Annotated in this window: 23 protein-coding genes and 1 tRNA gene; 9 read left to right on the forward strand and 15 right to left on the reverse strand. The window is 53.6% G+C overall.

Annotated features, from left to right (window positions below):
- The 3 genes from RHP47_RS09575 to RHP47_RS09585 are packed head-to-tail and all read right to left on the reverse strand — an operon-like array spanning position 1 to position 1,835.
- A complete protein-coding gene (locus tag RHP47_RS09575; RefSeq protein ID WP_286668649.1) occupies positions 1-663 on the reverse strand; it encodes an SDR family oxidoreductase in 663 nt (220 codons plus the stop codon).
- A 30-nt stretch (positions 664-693) separates the two neighbouring features.
- Positions 694-1,215 (reverse strand): hypothetical protein, encoded by a 522-nt coding sequence (locus tag RHP47_RS09580; RefSeq protein WP_286668650.1) that lies wholly within the window; start codon positions 1,213-1,215, stop codon positions 694-696.
- Positions 1,215-1,835: a flavin prenyltransferase UbiX gene (locus RHP47_RS09585; protein ID WP_286668651.1), complete on the reverse strand. Its 621-nt coding sequence runs from the start codon at positions 1,833-1,835 to the stop codon at positions 1,215-1,217. Before RHP47_RS09585 ends, RHP47_RS09580 begins: the two co-directional genes overlap by 1 nt.
- Before the next feature lie 103 nt (positions 1,836-1,938).
- On the opposite strand from RHP47_RS09585, the gene RHP47_RS09590 reads away from it, so the two are divergent.
- Positions 1,939-2,445, forward strand: coding sequence for a hypothetical protein (locus tag RHP47_RS09590; protein WP_190278058.1), 507 nt, complete (start codon positions 1,939-1,941; stop codon positions 2,443-2,445).
- On the opposite strand, the gene RHP47_RS09595 is transcribed toward RHP47_RS09590, so the two are convergent.
- The 7 genes from RHP47_RS09595 to RHP47_RS09625 all read right to left on the reverse strand — a co-directional run bounded on the left by RHP47_RS09595 (position 2,442) and on the right by RHP47_RS09625 (position 7,216).
- The gene (locus RHP47_RS09595; RefSeq protein ID WP_286668652.1) at positions 2,442-3,341 is read right to left on the reverse strand and encodes a polysaccharide deacetylase family protein; all 900 of its coding nucleotides are present in this window, start codon (positions 3,339-3,341) and stop codon (positions 2,442-2,444) included. The two genes, RHP47_RS09590 and RHP47_RS09595, sit on opposite strands and share 4 nt — an antisense overlap.
- Positions 3,342-3,365: 24 nt before the next feature.
- Complete coding sequence (glyQ, locus tag RHP47_RS09600) at positions 3,366-4,253, reverse strand: glycine--tRNA ligase subunit alpha (RefSeq protein WP_310841397.1); 888 nt, start codon at positions 4,251-4,253, stop codon at positions 3,366-3,368.
- A gap of 4 nt (positions 4,254-4,257) precedes the next feature.
- On the reverse strand, positions 4,258-4,968 hold the full coding sequence (cysH, locus tag RHP47_RS09605; protein WP_286625517.1) for a phosphoadenosine phosphosulfate reductase: 711 nt from the start codon (positions 4,966-4,968) through the stop codon (positions 4,258-4,260).
- 116 nt (positions 4,969-5,084) lie between these two features.
- Positions 5,085-5,279 carry a hypothetical protein gene (locus tag RHP47_RS09610; protein WP_149820342.1) on the reverse strand — a complete coding sequence of 65 codons (195 nt, stop codon included), beginning with the start codon at positions 5,277-5,279 and terminating at the stop codon, positions 5,085-5,087.
- Positions 5,280-5,282: 3 nt separating this feature from the next.
- Complete coding sequence (locus RHP47_RS09615; protein ID WP_149820343.1) at positions 5,283-5,642, reverse strand: hypothetical protein; 360 nt, start codon at positions 5,640-5,642, stop codon at positions 5,283-5,285.
- Between the two features lie 90 nt (positions 5,643-5,732).
- Entirely contained in the window at positions 5,733-6,008 is a 276-nt protein-coding gene (locus tag RHP47_RS09620) for a hypothetical protein (RefSeq protein WP_286625519.1), read from the reverse strand.
- A 398-nt stretch (positions 6,009-6,406) separates the two neighbouring features.
- On the reverse strand, positions 6,407-7,216 hold the full coding sequence (locus RHP47_RS09625; RefSeq protein WP_149820347.1) for a fumarylacetoacetate hydrolase family protein: 810 nt from the start codon (positions 7,214-7,216) through the stop codon (positions 6,407-6,409).
- 115 nt (positions 7,217-7,331) lie between these two features.
- Between RHP47_RS09625 and rpsF the strand changes: the two genes are divergently transcribed.
- The 3 genes from rpsF to RHP47_RS09640 are packed head-to-tail and all read left to right on the forward strand — an operon-like array spanning position 7,332 to position 10,257.
- Positions 7,332-7,676 (forward strand): 30S ribosomal protein S6, encoded by a 345-nt coding sequence (gene rpsF / locus RHP47_RS09630; protein WP_149820349.1) that lies wholly within the window; start codon positions 7,332-7,334, stop codon positions 7,674-7,676.
- A 40-nt stretch (positions 7,677-7,716) separates the two neighbouring features.
- Positions 7,717-9,336 (forward strand): ABC transporter substrate-binding protein, encoded by a 1,620-nt coding sequence (locus tag RHP47_RS09635; protein WP_286625521.1) that lies wholly within the window; start codon positions 7,717-7,719, stop codon positions 9,334-9,336.
- A 51-nt stretch (positions 9,337-9,387) separates the two neighbouring features.
- Complete coding sequence (locus RHP47_RS09640) at positions 9,388-10,257, forward strand: S-methyl-5'-thioadenosine phosphorylase (RefSeq protein WP_149820352.1); 870 nt, start codon at positions 9,388-9,390, stop codon at positions 10,255-10,257.
- On the opposite strand, the gene RHP47_RS09645 is transcribed toward RHP47_RS09640, so the two are convergent.
- The 5 genes from RHP47_RS09645 to RHP47_RS09665 form a co-directional block, all read right to left on the reverse strand.
- Positions 10,254-14,300 (reverse strand): GAF domain-containing protein, encoded by a 4,047-nt coding sequence (locus RHP47_RS09645; RefSeq protein WP_310840355.1) that lies wholly within the window; start codon positions 14,298-14,300, stop codon positions 10,254-10,256. The two genes, RHP47_RS09640 and RHP47_RS09645, sit on opposite strands and share 4 nt — an antisense overlap.
- A 200-nt stretch (positions 14,301-14,500) precedes the next feature.
- The gene (gene petJ / locus RHP47_RS09650) at positions 14,501-14,839 is read right to left on the reverse strand and encodes a cytochrome c6 PetJ (RefSeq protein WP_310840356.1); all 339 of its coding nucleotides are present in this window, start codon (positions 14,837-14,839) and stop codon (positions 14,501-14,503) included.
- A 99-nt stretch (positions 14,840-14,938) separates the two neighbouring features.
- The gene (gene psbV2, locus RHP47_RS09655; protein ID WP_310840357.1) at positions 14,939-15,466 is read right to left on the reverse strand and encodes a photosystem II cytochrome PsbV2; all 528 of its coding nucleotides are present in this window, start codon (positions 15,464-15,466) and stop codon (positions 14,939-14,941) included.
- Positions 15,467-15,495: 29 nt separating this feature from the next.
- Positions 15,496-15,987, reverse strand: coding sequence for a photosystem II cytochrome c-550 (gene psbV / locus RHP47_RS09660; RefSeq protein WP_149820364.1), 492 nt, complete (start codon positions 15,985-15,987; stop codon positions 15,496-15,498).
- A gap of 21 nt (positions 15,988-16,008) precedes the next feature.
- Positions 16,009-16,215, reverse strand: coding sequence for a translation initiation factor IF-2 (locus RHP47_RS09665; RefSeq protein ID WP_149820366.1), 207 nt, complete (start codon positions 16,213-16,215; stop codon positions 16,009-16,011).
- 143 nt (positions 16,216-16,358) lie between these two features.
- On the opposite strand from RHP47_RS09665, the gene RHP47_RS09670 reads away from it, so the two are divergent.
- The 5 genes from RHP47_RS09670 to RHP47_RS09690 all read left to right on the forward strand — a co-directional run bounded on the left by RHP47_RS09670 (position 16,359) and on the right by RHP47_RS09690 (position 21,087).
- Positions 16,359-17,648 carry a glucose-1-phosphate adenylyltransferase gene (locus RHP47_RS09670; protein WP_190278059.1) on the forward strand — a complete coding sequence of 430 codons (1,290 nt, stop codon included), beginning with the start codon at positions 16,359-16,361 and terminating at the stop codon, positions 17,646-17,648.
- 88 nt (positions 17,649-17,736) lie between these two features.
- Positions 17,737-18,921 carry an NAD(P)H-quinone oxidoreductase subunit H gene (locus RHP47_RS09675; protein ID WP_149820368.1) on the forward strand — a complete coding sequence of 395 codons (1,185 nt, stop codon included), beginning with the start codon at positions 17,737-17,739 and terminating at the stop codon, positions 18,919-18,921.
- Positions 18,922-18,950: 29 nt separating this feature from the next.
- The gene (locus tag RHP47_RS09680; protein WP_149820370.1) at positions 18,951-19,535 is read left to right on the forward strand and encodes a peroxiredoxin family protein; all 585 of its coding nucleotides are present in this window, start codon (positions 18,951-18,953) and stop codon (positions 19,533-19,535) included.
- 38 nt (positions 19,536-19,573) lie between these two features.
- Positions 19,574-19,647 (forward strand) — tRNA-Arg (locus RHP47_RS09685).
- Between the two features lie 51 nt (positions 19,648-19,698).
- On the forward strand, positions 19,699-21,087 hold the full coding sequence (locus RHP47_RS09690; protein ID WP_310840358.1) for a GTP-binding protein: 1,389 nt from the start codon (positions 19,699-19,701) through the stop codon (positions 21,085-21,087).
- Positions 21,088-21,188: the final 101 nt, after the last annotated feature.

The following is a 21,188-nucleotide window of genomic DNA, read 5'->3' on the forward strand; positions in this document are numbered from 1 at the left end:
TCACACTGCCGCAATTGAGCGGAATAACTCTGGATAGGCGGCTGGGGTTTGATCAGGACGGCTGACCACCTCAAAAATTTTGTTGTAGGCACTCGGCTCGCCCAAGGCTGCCACACAGATTTCCGCCACCCGCGATCGCGCGATACTCCCCTCAAAGAGGGTATCTGCTGGGGCAATGATCGGAAAGCCACCGTCATCGGTTTCCTTTAGCCCCCCCGGCCGCACAATCGTGTAAGTTAGACCGCTTTCTTGGAGATAACGTTCTGCCTGCTGCTTCCAATACAAAATCAGCCAAAAAAGATTCAGAGGATGGAAAAATTGCGAGACACACAGCGACGAGACGAGAATAAACTGCTGCACATGGGCAGCTTTGGCGGCATCCACCAGATTCTTGGTGCCCAGATAATCCACACTTAGGGGTTCCAAGGGGTTGAGGCTGGGGCTGGCTCCCGTGGCACAGATGACTGCTTCACACTCTTTGAGCGCTGGGGGCAGCGTCTGCGGCTGGGTCACATCAGCGGTGCGAATCTCTACCGTTGGCCAGCGCCCTTGGGCTTTGGCGGGATTGCGCACAACAGCGATCGCCTGATGCTCAGACGCTTGTAGGGCACTCACAATGCGATGACCTGTGCGACCTGTGGCACCAACCACGGCAACTTTCACAAGCTGTTCCTCCGATGGCAACGCCTTTGATCATAGGGGAATATCCCAGTCTTCTTCATCCTCTGGGGGAGCGTCCTTGGGGGGTGGCGGCGTCAGAATGCGGTATTCGGCATCCACAACCTCTTCTGGGGGCGGTGGGGCTTTGGCGGTGGCTTTGCGGGAAGGGCGATATTGGTACGAGTAGGTCGTGCGGGGGCGATCTTGAATCTCTGGTTCGCGGGGAGCTGACTCAGGCTCGCTAAACCAATCCTCCACATCGCTGGTATCGATCTCTGGTTCATCCTCCGGCGGACGCATCGAGGCATCCAGTTCTGGTTCAGGGGGTTGCGATCGCGGGGTTGGCCGCGCTACTGGCGCTGGCGCTTCTGCGGTTAGCCAGAGTAAACACTGCCCCGCCACGATTCCTGAGAGGGCTGCCACCACAATCCAAGCAGCAAGGGGGAGCGCCGGAGTTTGCTGTCCCAAAAAGCGCAGGGAGACCAGCGGCTGCCAATTTTGGACGACCAGTGTCGTGAGCAGGGCGATCGCCCCCAGATAAATCCAAGCGCGCATTAGGAAAGGGGTCCTTGCCAACGTTGCAGCGGCACACAATCTAACCCTAACTGATCAAAGGCACGGGCGATGACAAAATCCACCAGATCCTCAATGGTCTGCGGCCGGTGATACCACGCAGGGATGGCGGGTACAATTCGCGCCCCGGCCATTGCCAATTGGGTGAGGTTTTGCAGGTGAATCAGACTAAAAGGCGTTTCGCGGGGCACCAGCACTAATGGACGGTGTTCCTTGAGGTGGACATCCGCCACCCGCTCTAGGAGATCTGAACTCAGGCCTGCCGCCAACTTAGCGACCGTACTCATACTACAGGGGAGAATCACCATGCCCAAGGTGCGAAAGGAACCGCTGGCGATCGCTGCTGCCACATCCGTTGGCCGATGACAGGTGAGGGAACCTTCCCAGACTTGCGCCTGTTCGCGCCAAAACAGTTCCTGCTTATCGGGCTGAATCGGCAGGGTGAGGCCATATTCTGCTTGCCACACCTGATGCACGGCCTTTGATGCCACTAATTGAATAGGATAGTCCGCTCGTAATAGAAATTTAATGGCACGCACTGCGTAAATCAGACCAGACGCACCCGTTACACCCAAAACAATTGGCAAAGAAGAGGAGGTCACAACCGCGATCACCAAACAAAACCGTTATAAGGTTAACAAAGTTAGGGCAACCACCCCCTTTTGATGCACTGCAATCCCGCCCAACGCGACTTGGTAAATGCCCATGACAGCGCCTGACCCTGCATTTTCTTCCCCCAGTGAGTGGGCAGCCGTCTCTCCCGAAGTGCTCGGGGAGTTATTTGATGCGGCCTTGTTGGAGGGACTCGTGAGTAGTGAAACCCCAGACTTAGAAGCACTGTTTCAAGATTTGACTCCCCTCGATCTCAAACCAGCAGCGGGTGCGATCGCCCCCGAACAGTGGCAACAACTGCAAGCCCAACACCAGCAAATTACCCAGCACCTTGAGGAAACCCTGACCTATCTTGCCAAGGTGAAAGCATTGGCCTACCAGCTTCAGGCCGTGGCCAGTGAGTTTGTGCCCACCCCCAAGTATCGGCGCCGCCAACCGCCCCCTCCCCATCCCTTGGAATATCTCACGGCTGAACTCCTGCGGGCGATCGCCCACACCCAAGCCAGTTTAGAACCGGTCTATGAACCCCTCCATCAACTGGGGGAAACCCTCAATGGTACCTCGACGCCACAGATTAGTGAATTTCCCCTAGAGCCTTAGTTAGGGGGCATGCGTGGCGGCTCCAATTGCGGTTCACTGGGGATGCTACTGGGGGGTGTCGGTATCGGCTCAGGACTGGGCAGGCTTTCTGGAGTGGGAACTGGGGTTGGACTGGGTTCCGCGGTGGGTGTTGGTGTGGGTGTCGGAGTGATTGTAGGTTGAGGCTTCGGCGTGGAGGCTTTAACTGCCAGTTGCAGCAGTTCCGGCACAGTGACAAAGCGATAACCTTTTTGCCGCAGGCGACGAATCAGCGTGGGGAGAGCTTTGCGGGTAGTGGCGCGATCGCCGCCGCCATCGTGGAGCAAAATAATACTACCCGGCTTCACTTCCTTAAGGGTGCGCTCAACAATGTCCGCTGCTGTGGTGTTGGGGCGGGTGTCGTGGGTATCCACCGACCACAGGATGATGGCGTAGTTTTTCGACTTGGCATAATCCACTAGCCCCGTGGTCAGATTGCCCCCCGGTGGCCGAAACAGGCGCGTTTGCGCTTGGCTTTGCTTGGCAATGAGCGCAGAGGTGTTTTCAATTTCTTGCTTGGCGACTTCAGGATCAACGGGCTGATAGGGATGACTCCAACTATGGTTGCCAACGGCATGACCGGCTTTGACAATGTCAGCAATGATATTGGGGTACATGAGGGCGTGCTTGCCAAGAACAAAAAATGTGGCCTTGACCTCCTCCTCCTTGAGAATTTGCAGCACTTGGCGGGTTGAGGTTCCCCAAGGGCCATCATCAAAGGTCAGCGCCACCACTTTTTCGGGCTTCAAGGGTTTGACTTGATAGACCAACTGCCCCCAAAATTTGCTAGGACTGAGAAAGCGTGGCACATCCGCTGCTAGCGTTGCCGATGCTGCAAACAAGGCCAAGACCACCGACAGGTGCCACTGCCGTCCCATGGATACTCCTTGAGCGATGGTGACTTAGGGGGCGATCGGCGTTAGCTCCTTCAGCAGTGGAAATCCTAGGGCTTCCCGTTGTTGGACATAGGCTTGGGCGACGCGCCGTGCCAGTCCCCGAATGCGACCAATGTAGCGCGTGCGCTCTGCCACCGAAATCACACCACGGGCATCCAGCAGGTTAAAGGTGTGGGAACACTTGAGCACATAATCCAAGCTGGGTAGTACCAACTGCTTTTCCAGAAGCTGCTCCGCCTCCTGCTGGTAGAGACTAAAAAGGGTGAACAATCGTTCCGGGTCAGAGGCTTCAAAGTTGTACGTGGATTGCTCGATTTCCCCTTGGAGATGGACATCGCCATAGGTGAGCGTGGGGTTCCAACGAATGCTGGCGATCGCATCCACCTCTTGGAGGTACATGGTCAACCGTTCCAAACCATAGGTAATTTCAATGGAGACCGGCCGACAATCTAAGCCACCACACTGCTGGAAATAGGTAAACTGCGTTACCTCCATGCCATCGAGCCAGACCTCCCAGCCCACCCCCCATGCGCCAACGGCCGCATCCTCCCAGTTGTCTTCAACAAAGCGAATGTCATGCTCCTGGGGGCGAATGCCAAGGGCACGCAGCGACTCCAAATAGATTTCTTGGATATTGTCAGGAGAGGGCTTAATCAGCACTTGGTACTGGTAGTAGTACTGATAGCGGTTAGGATTCTCGCCATAGCGGCCATCCCCCGGTCGGCGACAGGGTTCGACATAGGCCACTGCCCAAGGCTCAGGGCCGAGGGCACGCAAAAAGGTATGGGGGCTTTTGGTACCGGCGCCCTTTTCCACATCGTAGGGCTGGGCAATCAGGCATCCCTGAGCCGCCCAAAATTGGTGCAGTGTGGCAATAACGTCCTGAAAGTACATGGGCTTAGATGTGGATGCCGCACTCGGTTTTGCCCATGCCACGCCAGCGACCCGCCCGTTCGTCTTCCCCTTCGGCTACAGGGGTAGTGAGGGGTTCATCGCCAATGCTGGCATAGCCGCGATCGTGGAGGGGATTGTAAATTACTCCGTGCTCCATCACGTAGGTCCATGTTTGTTTGCGTGTCCAAGCAGCGAGGGGATTAATTTTCAGACGACCCTGCTTGTCCAGTTCCACGTAGGGCATATTGGCACGGGTGACCGCTTGATCGCGACGCCGTCCCGTAATCCAAGCCACCGTATTCAGTTCTGCTAAGCCCCGTTGCAGTGGTTCAATTTTAGTAAGATGGTGAAACTGCTCAACATTGGTTTCCCAAAGCTTGTCGCCATAGCGAGCAGCAAAGGCCTCACGACTGTCCACATCGGGGGTTTTATAGGTGCGCAAATCCAGACCATATTTTTCCTTGGCCTGCTGCACAAATTCAAGGGTTTCTGGAAAGTGATGCAGCGTATCCAAAAAGAGAACAGGCACCGGCGGATTGGGGCGTAGATCACGGTAGAGCAAATCCGTAATCATCATGTCATCGACATTAAAGGCACTGGTCTGCACCAGCCCTTGGGGAATTTCAGCCACTGCCCACGCTAGAATTTCGCGGGGATGTGCTCCCTCAAAGCGTTGGTTGAGGGCGTCGAGGTCAAAGGATACGGATGCAGACATAGGAGGTGTTAGCACGGTTTTAGAAAGCATTCTTTAGCTTACCAAAGAATTGGGTCTAAAGCCCCGCCCTGCGACTCGCGATCGCCCCCCTTCCAACAATTTCTCCAACTTTGACACTAGCGAGGCATTGGGTACCCTTCAATCCAAGTCATGCCAGCATTTTTGGAAGTCGCATTATAAGACCACGTTTGCGGGCTGGAGGTCAACACTGCATACCGCCCCGGCGCTACCACAATTTCGGGTTGCACGACCCAATAGTAGCGATCTTCCAGCCGTGCAGGCCATGTGCCCACCACTTGCCGCGTTTCCACATTTCAGAGCATCACTTGTCCAGCAGGGGCACCCCGACCACCGTTCCAGTGATAGGTAGTAATTTTACTAAAGTGATAGGGGCGATCGAGTACTAGAATCCGTGCTTCAGGAGGACAGCTGGCAACGGCATGGGGATTGTTGTTGGAGAAGACAATTCTTGGTGTCATTTGGGGTGGGTGACTATAGGTGGGGGTTGGTGCCGCTGGCCGAGTCACCGTAGAATCAGGTTCCACTGTAAAGGAGGTAACGACCCGTTGGGCTGCTTGCCCACCGCCTGCTTGGCGCACGCAAGGAGAATCAATCAAAACTTGGAAATAGTACATTTCCCTTGAGGTTAAGTGCCAGATATTGACACGATGCATTGGTACACCCTCTTGATAGTTCCTCACTTCTCGTCCCCCTTGGTACACGGTACTAGAGATCGTTTTAATATCTGGGCTGTGGTTCAGCAATTAACCAGTAGCGGTATAGCGTGCCATGCGCACTGGGTGACGAACTACATAGTTGAGGGCAAGGTAAGGCGTTTTATCGGTGACCTGCTTCAGGTAGGCGGGGCCTTGAACTTTGAACCATCCTTCCTTGGGCTGACTACAGTTTTGCCAGCCAGCGATCGCTGGCCAGTTAACCTCTAAGCGAAAATTGACGGGGTTGGCGAGTCCTTGGGGAACAACAACAAGACCCATGCCTAGCAACAGCGTCAGCGCTGACTTAAAGTGGATATTTAACATTGCCCTGCCTCCCTAAATAATTCCTCAATAGTGAATAGCTAATTGAAAACAGCCCCAAAGTGACTGAAATTGAAATAATAATTAACTACAAAAAATCAAAAAATAATTGCTTCTAAAGTCCTTTTCTAAAATGTTGGTTACTGATAATTAGTTTCTATCTCTTTGAAAAGGTTTCTAAATCGCTACTACAATGCTAGCATTGTGTCAAATTTACCAAGAATAAGGCATTGAAAAACTTAATATCCTTCCCCTGATTAGAGGTTTTTCCCGTTCCATCGTTACAGTTTGGCTTTGCCCAACTCAGCCGTCAGATGAATGCCTTTATCTGTCCACTGGTGCATCAATGGAGCCGACAATGTGTCTTTTCATCCGCCTAAAGTCATTAAAGAGGGATATTCCTAATAGACGCGACCTAAGGGGGGTGTCCAAGGGGTCTCCGGTGTTGTGACTACCGACAGGAGGCTGCCAATGCCTTCAATTTCGACGCGCACGCGATCGCCCACCTGTAATGCACCAATTCCTGCGGGTGTCCCCGTCAATACCACATCCCCCGGCAGCAGTGTCATCACATAGCTAATGAAACTCACCAACTTGGCGGGTGAGAAAACCATTTGATCAATCGTTGCTGATTGGACGGGTTGCGCGGCCTCATTAATAAAGGTTTGCAACCGCGCATCGCTAGGAACCTCTCGCACAATCCAAGGCCCTAGGGGGCAAAAGGTGTCAAACCCCTTAGCCCGTGTCCATTGTTGCTCCCGCTGCTGCAGATCCCGAGCCGTGACATCGTTGGCGATCGTGTAACCCCAAATATGCTCAAGAGCTTCATTTTCAGGGCAGGCACGGGTACGACGACCAATGACCACCGCCAATTCCCCCTCATAGTCCACCCGCTTTACTTGGGGCGGATACCAAATGGGACAGCCGGGGGCTTGAACCGTTGTCGGCGGCTTTAGAAAAATCAATGGCTCAGGGGGCACACTATCGCCCATTTCGGCAGCGTGCTTCACATAGTTGCGTCCGACAGCAACAATTTTTGAGGGGGAGCAGGGAGCCAGCAGTTGATAGCTATCGGGACTGAGGACTTGGTTCGTGGGTTGGCCATGGAGCCACGGTGCCGCATCCCAAATCATCACTTCGCGGTTGAGTTGCAGTGTGCCGTAATGAATCTGTCCCCCCGTGGTCTGTACCCGCACAAACCGTTCCACCATAGTGAATTAGTCCCCTCTTTTCCTTGCCAAGAATGGCAAACTGCAGTGCTAGAATTATAAAGCCTTGCTTTTTGCATCCGTCAAAAGGCCATTTGTCCAAAGGGAGTTGACCTCAATGATTACACGGAACTACGAAACGCTCTATATTATTCGTCCTGATGTGGGCGAAGAACAACTGGAACAAACCATTAGCCAATTTCGCACTTTTTTAGAAGAACAGGGTGCGACAAAGCTTAAGGTGCAAAATCGCGGTAAGCGTCGGTTTGCCTACCCGATCAAGAAACTGCGGGAGGGCTACTACATTCTGATGACCTATACCGCTGCTGGGACGGCGATCGCCCCCCTAGAACGCGCCATGCGCCTCAATGAAAACATCCTCCGCTTCATGACGATTGTCCTTGAAGAAGAGGCCGACACCGAAGACGCCGAAGACGAAAATCCTGTTCTTGCCCGTGCTTAGGACAGTACACTGATCCAAATTCACTTGAAAGGGGGGCATCATGGCACCATCTCCCGGTTCTTGGAAGTGCGATGGCGTACCTAAAAACGGTAAATCCTACCCCAATGCCAGTGGTCCCCACCCCCCCTATGAAAACTTTGGCCCCGACTGTAACATCTGTGGACTACCCCGTGAGGCCATGAATCCTGCCAGTGGTAATGGCGGTGCCGGGGCGGGAAAATCGAAACTACCGCTAGTTGCTGCTGCCCTTGGGGTGGTTCTATTACTCGCGGGTGGTATTGGTTTCCTTGGCTATCGAATCTTTATTGCTAACCGCAACGGCACTACGCCACTGCCGATAGGAGGGACAACCAGCGGCAACCACTTGGTGAGCAAAACCACTGCCCGCAACACAGCCTATATTAGCCAAGGGGAGCGCATCCTGATCAGTGAACCCAATCCGCAGCGAGCAGCCCTGAAGCAAGAAGCCGCCCTTGCCTTTGATCAGGGAGATTGGGCACAGGCGATCGCCAAGTATCAAGAACTCGTCACCCTCGATCCCAATGATCCAGAGGCGCGCATTTATCTTAACAATGCCCGTGCTCGCCAAGCCGGCAACCCGATGACGATGGCCACCGTTGTTCCCATTGGTACTAGCCCCGATACTGCCAAGGAAATTCTGCGGGGGGTCGCTCAGTACCAAGAGCGCTTTAATGCCAGTGGCCCCAGTCGTGCCCTTGAAGTCGCCATTGTCAATGAAAACAGCCCCAATGGTGTGACCAGTTTGGCCGAAGATTTGATCAACAGTTCAATCCAAGGGGTACTGGGTCATGGCACCGACGCCAATAGTCGTGCCGCTCTACAGGTTTATGAGCAAGCAGGGATTGCTGCCCTTTCTCCCCTGACCACGAATGTCACCCCCCAAGGCAACGGCACAGTACAGGTACAGACGCTATCCCTGAATGAAAAGGGGCAACAACTTCTCAATACCTACCTTGACAATGCCGCCAATACCCTCGCCCAAGCCGCTGCGAAAAAAGTCCCTAATGCCAAAGTGGCTGTTCTCTACAACAGCGATAGTCCCTACAGTGATGAACTGAAAACTAAGTTAGTCGCTGCTCTGCCTCGGTTTGGTGCTCAAGTGGTGCAACAGATGGATGTGGCCGCCTCCGGCTTTAATGCCAATACAGCAATGACCACAGCACAGCAAGCGGGAGCCAATGTGGTCATTTTGGCCATGAGTCGCGCCCGGGTGAATGATGCCGTTGCCCTTGCTATTGCCAATCAAACCCAAACTATCCCCGTGCAGTTGTTTGGTAGTGATCAACTCTACAGCCCTGATTTACTGATCAAGGGGGATAGCGCCATCAATGGCATGATTCTAGCAGTGCCTTGGAGTACTAACCCCAGTGATCCCTTTGCGCAGCAGGCAGCCCAAGCGTGGCGGGGGCAAATTAGTTGGCGCACCACAACCGCCTACGATGCTACGCAGGCGCTGGCTCAAGCCATGGCCAAAGGGGGCGATCGCGCCAGCACCCAACAACTGCTCCGCCAAGGGGTACAAATTCAGGGGCAAACCGCCAGTGGTACCTTTGATCGAGTTCCTCTGGTGCAAGCAGCACCGGGACCCAATGGCCCTAAAGGCTCCAACTACCAGTTCAACCCCCTCGGTAGCATCTAAAGCCGGTCAACTAATGCTAAGCTATTGCCGATTGGTGTTTTAGGAATCTCCATGACTGCAAAAATTGGCATTATTGGCGGTAGTGGTCTCTACAAGATGGAGGCTCTCACCGATGTCGAAGAGGTACGTCTGACTACGCCCTTTGGTGATCCTTCCGATGCCTTTATTTGCGGCAAGATTGCTGGGGTTCCAGTCGTCTTTTTGGCACGCCATGGCCGCGATCACCATCTACTGCCGACGGAGATTCCCTTTCGTGCCAACATCTATGGCTTCAAATCCCTTGGGGTCGAGTACCTGCTTTCCGCGTCTGCGGTGGGTTCCCTACAGGAACAGGTGAAACCCCTTGATATGGTGGTGCCCGATCAGTTTATTGACCGTACCCGCAACCGCATTTCCACATTCTTTGGGGATGGCATTGTGGCGCACATTGGCTTTGCCGATCCGGTGTGTCCTGCTCTTGCTGGTGTTCTCGCGGATGCGATCGCCGATCTCAACCTGCCCGATGTCACCCTTCACCGCCAAGGTACCTATGTGTGTATGGAAGGCCCTGCTTTCTCAACGCTGGCAGAGTCCAACCTGTACCGCTCGTGGGGCGGCACCGTAATTGGCATGACGAATCTACCGGAGGCCAAACTGGCTCGTGAAGCGGAGATTGCCTATGCAACGCTGGCGCTCGTTACCGATTACGACTGCTGGCACCCCGAGCATGACTCAGTCACAGTGGAGATGATTATTGGCAACTTGCAGCGCAATGTCAAAAATGCCCAAGCGATTATCTGTGAAACCGTCAAACGCCTCCATGCCAATCCACCAGCCTCTAAAGCCCACCGTGCCTTAAAGAATGCCATTCTCACTCCCCTTGACAAGGTACCCGCAGCCACCAAGGAGAAACTGCATCTGCTCTTGGCTAAGTATCTCTAGGTCATAGACTCTGCTGTATTCTGATCACCCTCAAAACTGATCTGCTCACACAGTTGCGGATAGGTCGTCTTGGGACTGAGGCAGCGACAGCGGTTGAGGGCGGCGGCAAGGGCTTCAATTTTAATCGGTTTACTGATGTAGTCATCCATCCCCGCCGCAAAGCAGCGTTCGCGATCGCCAGCTAGGGCATTTGCCGTCATGGCAATAATCCAAGGACGCTGGCTGGGGGGCCATTGGGCACAGATGCGTTCGGTGGTCTCGAGGCCATCCATCTTTGGCATTTGCACATCCATCAGCACCACATCGTAGGGGCGCTGTTGCAGTGCTTCAAGCACCTCGAGGCCATTGGCCGCCACATCGGCACGGTAGCCCATCCGCTTGAGAATATGCAGTGCCACCTTTTGGTTAACAGCATTATCCTCAGCAAGGAGGATACGCAGCGGAAAGCGACTGCCCAAGTTGGGATCAATGCCTGTTTTTGTCAGGGCAGGCTGAGTTGTAGATTCACTGCTAAGGGTCTTAATTAGGGTTTGCCGTAGGGTGAGAGGGCGAATGGGTTTGGGGACGTGGGCTGTGATCAACTCCTTGCGACTAGCGGTTTCCAGCCAACTCAGGGGTGTGAGCAGAATAATCGGCTGTTGATTGAAGTGGGGCTCTGATTGCAACCGCTCTGCTAACTGAAGCCCAGTCATCTCGGGCATATTCAAATCAATTACTGCCAAATCCCACTGGGGAGCGGCCTCTAGCACCAGTTGGGGATTGCCATACCCGATAGGCACCATCCCCCAGTTTTGCAGTAATGTGCAGAGATTCTCACGGCTAGCGGCATTGTCATCAACAACAAGGACACGCTTGCCCTCCAAAGCCGGATGAAGCGTTGGCGGTACATAGGGTTTTTGCCCCTCAGCGAGGATCGTAAAGGTAAAGGTTGTACCTTGACCTTCAGTACTCTCAACGGACATATCGCCGCCCATTAGCTCACAGAGGCGTTTGCTAATGACTAGCCCTAGGCCTGTGCCGCCATACTCGCGCGTCGTGGAGGCATCCACTTGACTGAAGGGCTTGAAGAGTCGATCCAAGCGATCGCTGGGAATGCCAATGCCCGTATCCTGAACTTGAAATTGGAGAAAATCCTTGCCCTCGTGCTTGACCGCGCTCACATGGACGACGACTTGGCCTTCGTGGGTAAACTTAATGCCATTGCCCACTAGGTTAACGAGGATCTGCCGTAGCCGGGTCACGTCCCCTTTAACTTGGGCAGGGGTTTTGGGGGTACAGGTGTAAAGTAACTCTAACTCCTTCTCCTCGGCTTTGCTGGCCAATAGGCTTAGGACATCCTCCACACACTCGCGCACATCAAAGAACTGCTGCTCTAGCACCAGTTTGCCCGATTCAATTTTCGAGAAGTCAAGAATATCGTTAATAATTGTCAGGAGTGCCTCGCCGGCCTGGTGCAGAGTTTGCAAAAAGTCCCGCTGCTGCTCATTGAGGGGCGTATCCAACAGCAAATTGGTAAAGCCCAAAACCGCATTCATCGGGGTGCGGATCTCATGGCTCATGGTGGCCAAAAACTCACTCTTGGCCCGGTTGGCCAGTTCCGCTTGCAGCCGCGCCTGTTCCAGTTCGTGGTTTTGCTGAGCTAACAGCTGTCGCTGCTGCTGTTCATGGCGCAGCAGTTCTGCTTGGGCGATCGCAATCCCCACTTGAGCGGCCACTGCTTCCAGAAGTTCAATCTCATCAGTCGTCCACTGCCGCTGGCGATCGCACTGATGCAGGCCAATAATGCCATTGGGTACGCCTTTATAGGAGGTGCGAATAGCCAGCATTGACTGGATTTGAAATTGATGACACAGCTCAATGGCACTGCCAAGTAGGGGCTCTTGAGTCACATCGTGGGAAACAACGGCGGCATCACTCCTGAGCACCTCCAAGGCGTGGGGGTTGTTTTCCACGGGCACACTGACCCCCCGCATTGAGGGGTAGCCCGGTTGCAGGTATTCAGCCACATCGGGAATACGCGGCGGTGGCCCCGGCTCGTAGCGATGAATTAAACAGCGACTGACCCCAAAGGCCTGACCAATTTGGGTGACGGTTGTTTCAAACACCGTTTCCGTATCGAGGCTCTGGCGAATCTGTTCGGTAATTTGATTCAGAAGCAACGCCCGCTGCATTTGCTGTTGCAGTTGCTGACGTTGGCGGGTTTCCTGTTCCAAAAGTTGCACTTGGGCAAGGCCAATTCCCACTTGCGCCGCCACACTCTTGAGTAAACTTTTAATCGCCTCCGTCCACCGCCGCTGGCGATCGCACTGGTGCAAAATGAGCAAACCATTCGCTTGATTGCGATAGGCCGTGCGCACAATCACCGCAGATTTCACATTCAGGACTTCGCAGTACTCATGAAGTGAGGTTAGACGACTGTCTGTTGCCACATCCTCGCAGCTAAACACCTCATCGGAGGCAAAAACCGATTCCAAAAACGCTCCCCGCATCTGGCTCAAATCGAGAGGGCATTCCTTGACGGAAGACACCCCCGGTGCACAGTACTCAGCCACCAGTGCCATCGGCGCATGCTCTTGATAGACAAACAAGAGACAACGACTGACATTGAGGGTTGTCCCCACCTGCTGAACTGCCGTGCGACAAATGTGCTCCCGTTCAATTTGCTGGCGAATTTCCTCGGTAATGCGATTGAGCAGGAGCGTGCGCTTCACCTGCTGCTGTAAAAACAGTTGTGCCCGCTGCCGTTCGGTGACATCACTTTGAATGCCAATGTAGTGGGTAATTTCACCAAATTCGTTATAAATCGGGGAGATGGCAAGTTCATTCCAGAAGGGTTGGCCGTTTTTGCGGTAGTTGCGCAGCACCACCCGGCAGGATTGGCCTTTTTTAATTGCATTACGAATGGCTTCAGCCCCCGGTTGATGGCGATCGCGCCCCTGCAAAAAGCGGCAATTTTTGCCAATCACCTCCGTTGCTCGGTATCCTGTCATCCGCTCAAAGGCGGGGTTCACATAGATAATTGGATTATCGGGTTGGCGGTAGTCGGTAATCACAATGCCATTGGTGCTAGCAATAATGGCTCGCTCCCGCAGTCGCAGCTCCGCCTCAATTTTTTTCTTGTCGGTAATATCAATGGCTAACTCCAAAAAGCCAATCAGTTGCTCTTGGCTATCATGAATCGGGGTGACTGACAGGGACACAGGAAAGCGAGAGCCATCCCGCCGTACAAATGTCCACTCCTGCTCATCGGCCAAGCCCCGCCGCGCCCGAGCCACGAGAGTCTCAAACCCCGCAGGAATGGGTTCTCCCAATTGTGCACTGAGGATCTGGGCATAGCGCTCCACCTCTTGAGGATCAAGGAAACGTTCTGGAGTCGCTTTACCCACCAGTTCTGAAGCAGGATATCCTAGCCATTCCTCAGCGGCTCGATTCAGCAGCGTGATAATGCCATCGGTACGGGTGGCAATGATGGCGTGATTACTACTATTGAAGACCGCCTCTTGGAGGCTGCTCATCTGCTGAATGTAGGCCAGTTGTTGCTGGGTGACCTCTAAGTGATGGCGGATTTCCAGTTCACTAATGACTTGGCGAGCAAGGGTGCGCAGGGTTTGCTGTTGAACGGGGTTTAGCTCACGCGGCTTATAGTCCACCACACAGAGGGTACCAATGCCATAGCCATCGGGCGTCATCAAGGGCATCCCCGCATAGAAGCGGATATAGGGCGGCCCTGTAACAACGGGATTATCGGCAAAGCGGGGATCCAGCCGAGCATCCGGTACAATGACGAGTTCTGGTTGCAGGATAACGTGAGCACAAAAGGCAACATCCCTAGGGGTTTCACAGGCATCAATGCCTACTTTGGCTTTAAACCACTGCCGTTGACGATCAACAAGACTAATGAGGGCAATGGGCGCTTCGCAAATTGCCGCCGCTAAGTGGGTAATTTCATCAAAGATCGGTTCCGGAGGCGTATCTAAGACTCGATACTGCTCAAGGGCACGTTGCCGTTCCGGTTCATTTGCTGGCAATGGGGCAGCAGGCATAGCCCAAGTGTACCGCCTTTTTGTAGGAGCAAGTCTTTCATCATTATATGAATTGCACTGGTTCTAGAGAGGATTCCCTAGGGGATGCAGAACACAACATCTATCTTTGCAGGACTTGGAGGGCAGTCACAGAATAAAAAAAGGATGTAGCACCTACGCCTACACCCTTCATCAATCCTTATTTTCAGACGGTGGCAATTTTAGCCTGCCCAACCCTTGGCAGCTTGATCGAGCACGTAGGCGGCTACATCCTGAATTTGTTCATCGGTGAGACGACCAGCAAAAGCGGGCATGGCATTTTTGCCGTGCTGCACTTGGTAGATAATGGCATCCTCGGAGTACATACCAAATTGCTCAAGGGCTTCTTTTTTCAGAGTTTTGTTGGCCATCACCACATTGCCACCCCCCATGTGACAGGCTGCGCAGTTGCCGCTAAAGACTTTGGCACCATTGGCTAAATCTGCCGCAAAGGCCGCAGGGGTGAGGTTGACAAACAGAGGGATCGCGATCGCGCAAACACAAATGAATAGCTTTTTCAACGGAGTTCTCCTTTCATGGAATGCGTCAGGGTATGGATAAAGCCCCAAAAATCAAGGGGTGCAAGGTTCACCAAAGGTCAGTGTAGCAAAGTTCCCAACCTAGGGGACACTGTCCGGAAAGCTTTCTACGCCCCAACCGGGGGCTACGGCTGCCGCTCGCAAAATAAAGGCAGCTAAGGTCTCAAGCTGTTCCGTGGTCAACCAGTCCTCACTCACGCGGCGGCAGGAATAACTCTCTTCGCTGCCATCGTAGGATCTCGGCGATCGCTGGAAAGCAACGAGGCTGGCGATCGTATCCCGTGGCGGCGTTGCCCCCTTGAGATCCTTCAGAGAGAGGGACACCAAAGGATTGGGTAACGTGCTGCCACCGACATGACAGTTTTTGCAGTTTTCCTCAAAGAGCCGCTTGCCACGGGTCAGATCCGCTGCTGTGAAGGTTTTGGTCTCACCGCGGTCATTGAGGGGCAGTTCCACCGTATCTGTGACCTTCAGGTATTGGATCACATAGTTATCGACCCCAGAGGCCGCCAGCGCCGTTGCCGGGGCGATCGCCCAGCCCAGCAGCAAGAACAGTAGGCCACTGCAGAGCCAGACAACAGGCCGAAGCCGAGAGTGAGGTTGGTGCATGAGTTGGGAAGATCCTTCTTGAGTTGTGACTAGTAGTAAATTTTACCGCCTCCCCATTTATCCCCAAGAATCTTGGGTTCGACGAGGATGTGACCGGCAATCGCCACCAAATCTTTCTCCGTCAGATTGCGCATTTTCGGGAAAATGTCGGCACTGCGCAAACTGGGGTGCACCTCAGCAATTTCCTGCTCGCCATCGTAGGTGGTGGGGTTTTTCATATAGTCCACCAAGCCTTCGATGTTATCCCGTGGCGGTGTGGCCAAAGCCAGGGTTTCAGTGCGCAAATCCAAATTGGGGTTGGTTTTGGTGATCCCCCCCACATGGCAGGAGGCGCAAGCATACTGGAAGAGACGCTTACCCTCAAAGTATTGCTTTTCCGTCAGGGTAATGGTTTTTCCTTCACTGTTGAGGGGAACGGTCAGGACGTCAGGGGTCAGTTCAGCGGCCAGTGCTGTACCTAGGGTCAGTTGCCAGAGGCAGAGGCAAAGGGCGACCGCAAGCCAAATGCATTTTTTTAACATAGTTCTCCCAATAAGCAGGTCTTACGAGTGCGGTGACGTGTCCCGTTGATCGGTCGGTGTAGCAGAGTCCGTCAAAGCCAAAATGATTGCTTTGGCATCTTCAAGGGGCAGGCGCGTTTGCGGACTGGTATAGCGAATACCCAAGCGATCGCACAACCCACAGACGGTTTCGACCGAGACGCCGTAGTCCGCTGCCAAATCAGCGATCGCCATATCCACAAATCCCATGCTGCTACTCTCCGCTTGGGATCAACGACCAAGTATCATTATCATGCCATTGTGCGGCTTCTTTACCAAAAAGCGTCCCCTTCGCAAAGAGAAGTGCCGCCACAGCGTACACTGTTGATGTGGCCGTTCAGATGGAGTTTGCAATGAAACGAGTCTTGGCGATTATCCTTGGGGGCGGTGCCGGCACACGTCTCTATCCCTTGACCAAGCGTCGAGCCAAGCCTGCGGTTCCCCTTGCTGGAAAATATCGCCTCATTGATATTCCTGTGAGCAATTGCATCAACTCCGAAATTAATAACATTTACGTCCTTACCCAATTCAACTCGGCCTCCCTCAACCGTCATATTGCTCGTACCTATACCTTCCCCGGCTTGACGGGCGGCTTTGTCGAAGTCCTAGCAGCCCAACAAACCCCAGAAAATCCCAACTGGTTTCAAGGCACTGCTGATGCGGTGCGTCAATACCTGTGGCTGTTGGCCGATTGGGACGTGGATGAATACCTGATTCTTTCAGGAGATCACCTCTACCGCATGGACTATCGCCTGTTTGTGCAGCGCCATCGCGAAACGGGCGCCGATATTACCCTCTCCGTCTTGCCCGTCGATGAAAAAGCCGCCTCTGGCTTTGGCTTGATTAAGGTAGATGGCACAGGGCGAGTCATTGAATTCCGCGAAAAACCCAGCGGTGATGCCCTACGGGATATGCGCGTGGACACAACCCGCTATGGCCTTAGTGCCGAGGAAGCCCATCGCAAACCCTACATTGCCTCAATGGGGATTTATGTCTTTAAGCGGCAAGTGCTGATTGATCTGCTGCAACAGATGGCCGATGCCACGGACTTTGGCAAGGAAATCATTCCCGCCGCGGCCCGTTCTCATCTTGTCCAAACCTACGTCTTTAATGGCTACTGGGAAGATATTGGCACAATCGGCTCCTTCTACGAAGCCAACCTTGCGCTTACCCAACAACCCCAACCGCCCTTTAGCTTCTACGACGAAAACGCCCCTATCTACACCCGTCCCCGCTACTTGCCCCCCAGCAAGATTCTCAGTTGCACCATCACCGAGTCCATTATTAGTGAGGGCTGTATCCTCAAGGAATGTCAAGTCCACCATTCCGTCTTGGGGGTGCGATCGCGCGTAGAATCCGGTTGTGTCATTGATCATTCCCTGCTGATGGGCGCCGACTACTACCAAGACTCGGCGCAGCGCAGCCAGCTCCTGTTGCAACATAAAATTCCCATCGGCATTGGTGCCAACAGTGTCATTCGCGGGGCAATTGTCGATAAAAATGCCTGCATTGGCCGCGATGTCAAAATCATCAACAAAGACCATGTTGAAGAATCCAACCGTGAGGATCAAGGATTTTATATCCGCAGCGGGGTGGTGGTGATTATCAAAAATGCCGCGATTCCCGATGGTATGGTTATCTAAGCCATAAGCAAATTTGAATTGGCAAGCGCGGAAAACCTGTGTAGCATATCAACAGTAAGCGTCCAACCCTCTAGCGGAACTGCCATCTATGCCCACGATAGAGACTCGCACAGAACCCATGGTCATCAACATGGGGCCGCACCATCCCTCAATGCACGGGGTTTTGCGGTTAATGGTGACCCTTGATGGCGAAGATGTCATTGACTGTGAGCCGGTGATTGGCTACCTCCATCGCGGCATGGAGAAAATTGCTGAAAACCGCACCAACATTATGTTCATCCCCTACGTGAGTCGTTGGGACTACGCCGCCGGGATGTTTAACGAAGCGGTCACCGTCAACGCTCCCGAAAAGTTGGCTGGTATTCCTGTGCCCAAACGCGCCAGCTATATCCGCGTGATCATGTTGGAGTTGAACCGCATTGCCAATCACCTGCTGTGGTTAGGCCCCTTCTTGGCGGATGTCGGTGCCCAGACGCCCTTTTTCTACATCTTCCGTGAGCGGGAATACATCTACGATCTCTTTGAAGCCGCCACAGGCATGCGCTTCATCAACAACAACTACTTCCGCATGGGGGGAGTGGCCGCCGACCTCACCTATGGCTGGGTAACCAAGTGCCGCGACTTTTGCGATTACTTCCTGCCCAAAGTGGATGAGTACGAGCGCCTGATCACCAACAACCCCATCTTTGTGCGCCGCTTACAGGGGGTGGGCAAAATTAGCCGTGAGGATGCCATCAACTGGGGGCTATCGGGGCCGATGCTCCGTGCCTCTGGGGTGAAGTGGGATCTGCGCAAGGTGGATCACTACGAGTGCTATGACGACTTTGACTGGGATGTACCCGTGGCCACCGAAGGTGATTGCCTTGCCCGCTACATTGTCCGTATTCAAGAAATGCGCGAGTCGGTGAAGATCATTCGCCAAGCCTTGGATGGTTTGCCCGGTGGTCCTTATGAAAACCTCGAAGCCAAGCGGATGTTGGAGGGTGCCAAGTCGGAATGGAATGGCTTTGACTATCAGTACATTGGCAAGAAGCTGGCTCCCACCTTCAAAATTCCCAAAGGCGAACACTATGTGCGGGTTGAATCGGGGAAAGGGGAGCTAGGGATTTACCTGATTGGGGATGATAATGTCTTCCCTTGGCGCTGGAAGATTCGGCCACCGGATTTCAATAATCTGCAAGTGCTGCCCCAGTTGCTGAAGGGGATGAAAGTGGCGGATATTGTTGCTATCCTTGGCAGTATCGATGTGATTATGGGATCCGTCGATCGCTAGGAAAGTGTTGAGCCACCAGCGAGGGAGCCATGGCTGTTCAATTACCGTTTTTTACCTCCACCAACTTCAGTGGCCTCTTTAATGAGCGGTTTTGGCAGAATGCGTGGCCACTACCGCCCCAAAATCAACTGCAGCGGGGTGAACTAGTGCCTGATGTGGAACTACCCGGCGTAGGACTAACCGTGCCCGTGCGCCTTTCAACGGTGTGGAAAGAGCAGCCGCTCCTACTGGTGTTTACCCGTATCTTTACGGAGCATCAGTACTGTCCGCTGTGCTACCCCTATCTCAAGGCCTTGAATGCAAACTATGAAGCATTTCAAGGCAAGGGAGTGGCCGTTCTTGTGGTCACTAGTACCGATGCCCAGCAAAGTGAAAAGGTCAAGGCGGATATGGCTCTAAAGATGCCCCTGCTCTATGACCCCAGTTGCCAAGTCTTTCGCAAATACCGCACGGGTCAAGCCTTGGGGGCACCGCTACCGGCGCAGTTTCTCATTGATCAGGAAGGCAAGCTGCGCTACAAGCATCTCTTCTCGTTTTTAGAACCCAATGCTCCCCTAGAGCGCTTGTTTCAGGAAATTGACGCCCTGAGGGCAACAGTGGCAACAGCAGCTTAGGGGCGATCAAAACTCGCTAGGATAGAAGGTATCTCTTTGGGGCTGTAGCTCAGTCGGATAGAGCGAGCGCCTCCTAAGCGCTAGGCCGTGCGTTCAAATCGCACCAGTCCCGTTCTTGCCCTTAGAATAAAAAGCAAATCTTTGTAACGTCAGTGTTGCATCTGTGATAGAGCGATCGCCAGCGAATTCCCTCCTAAAGGAACTTCAAGGCACGATTGATGACCTTGAGGACTACCAAAGCGCCCGTAGCTACGAAGCGGCCAAGAGTGCCCTTGAAAAATTACTGTTCGAGTGCAAAGCCACTGGCAGCGAAAAAGCCTCCCTCGCCCGCGCGATCGCTGACCTTGAAGAAATGCTCGCCAAGCTCCACTATGGTGTCGTGCAAATTGCCGTCTTTGGCATGGTGGGGCGGGGAAAGTCCTCCCTACTAAATGCGCTGCTAGGGGAACCCTACTTTGCGACTGGGCCGATTCATGGCGTCACTCAAGAAGAAGCCAGTGCCCTGTGGCAAATTTCGGAAGCTCAGCGTGGCAATCCCATCCGTCTGATTGATACACCAGGGTTGGACGAAGTCAATGGCGCCGCACGGGAGCAACTAGCACGAGAGGTAGCAGCTCAAGCGGATTTGATTCTCTTTGTTATTGCTGGCGACTTGACCCGTCTTGAATATCAAGCCCTCAGTGAATTGCGGCAGGTAGGCAAGCCAATGATTCTGGTTTTTAACAAAGTGGATCAGTATCCAGAGGCTGACCGGGAAGCAATCTATGCCAAACTCCGCGATGAGCGCGTCAAAGAACTCCTCTCCCCCGAAGAGATTGTCATGGTAGCAGCAGCGCCCCTTGTCCCCGAAGTGAACCGCGATCGCCAAGGCCGAGTACAGGTGAAAATGACCGTCGGTGCCCCCCAAGTGGAACCCCTGAAGCAAAAGATCTTGGAGGTGCTCAATCGCGAAGGGAAGGCCCTGATTGCCCTGAACTCAATGCTTTTTGCCAATAAAGTCAGTGAAGAATTAGCCCGCTACAAGCTGGAACTGCGGGATCAGGAGGCCAACCAACTGATTTGGAAAGGAGCTGTCGCCAAGGCGCTGGCGATCGCCCTCAACCCCGTCACCGTGCTCGATATGGTCAGCAGTGCCGTCATTGACTTGACCACAATTCAACTGCTCTCGCGCCTCTACAGCATTGAACTCACAGAAGCAGGCGCCAAGGAGCTATTACAAACAATCGCCCTCGCCATGGGCAGCATCAGTTTAGGGGAATTTGCCGTCAATTTGGGACTCAGTTCCCTCAAGGGACTGTTGGGATTAGCTACGCCCATGAGTGGCGGCATTGCCCTTGGCCCTTACCTCTCAGTCGCCATGACCCAAGCGGGGATTGCTGGCTTTGCCTCCTATACGATGGGGCAAGTAGCCAAAACCTACTTTGCCAACGGCGCAGGCTGGGGAACGGCTGGGCCGAAAACCGTGGTGCAACAAATCCTCAGTCAGTTGGATCAGCGCCATATTCTCAATCGGCTGAAGTCAGAAATTCAGGCTCATTTGAATTTAGCTTAGTCTAGTGTTTAGTGCATTCTTGCAAGCGTTTGGTGGCTGCTCGCTTTACTTCTGCGTGAATATCCTGACTGAGAGCCTGCAAAAGATGGCTAGGGCATTGG

Source organism: Thermosynechococcus sp. QKsg1 (assembly GCF_031586415.1).
Classification (GTDB): Bacteria; Cyanobacteriota; Cyanobacteriia; order Thermosynechococcales; family Thermosynechococcaceae; genus Thermosynechococcus.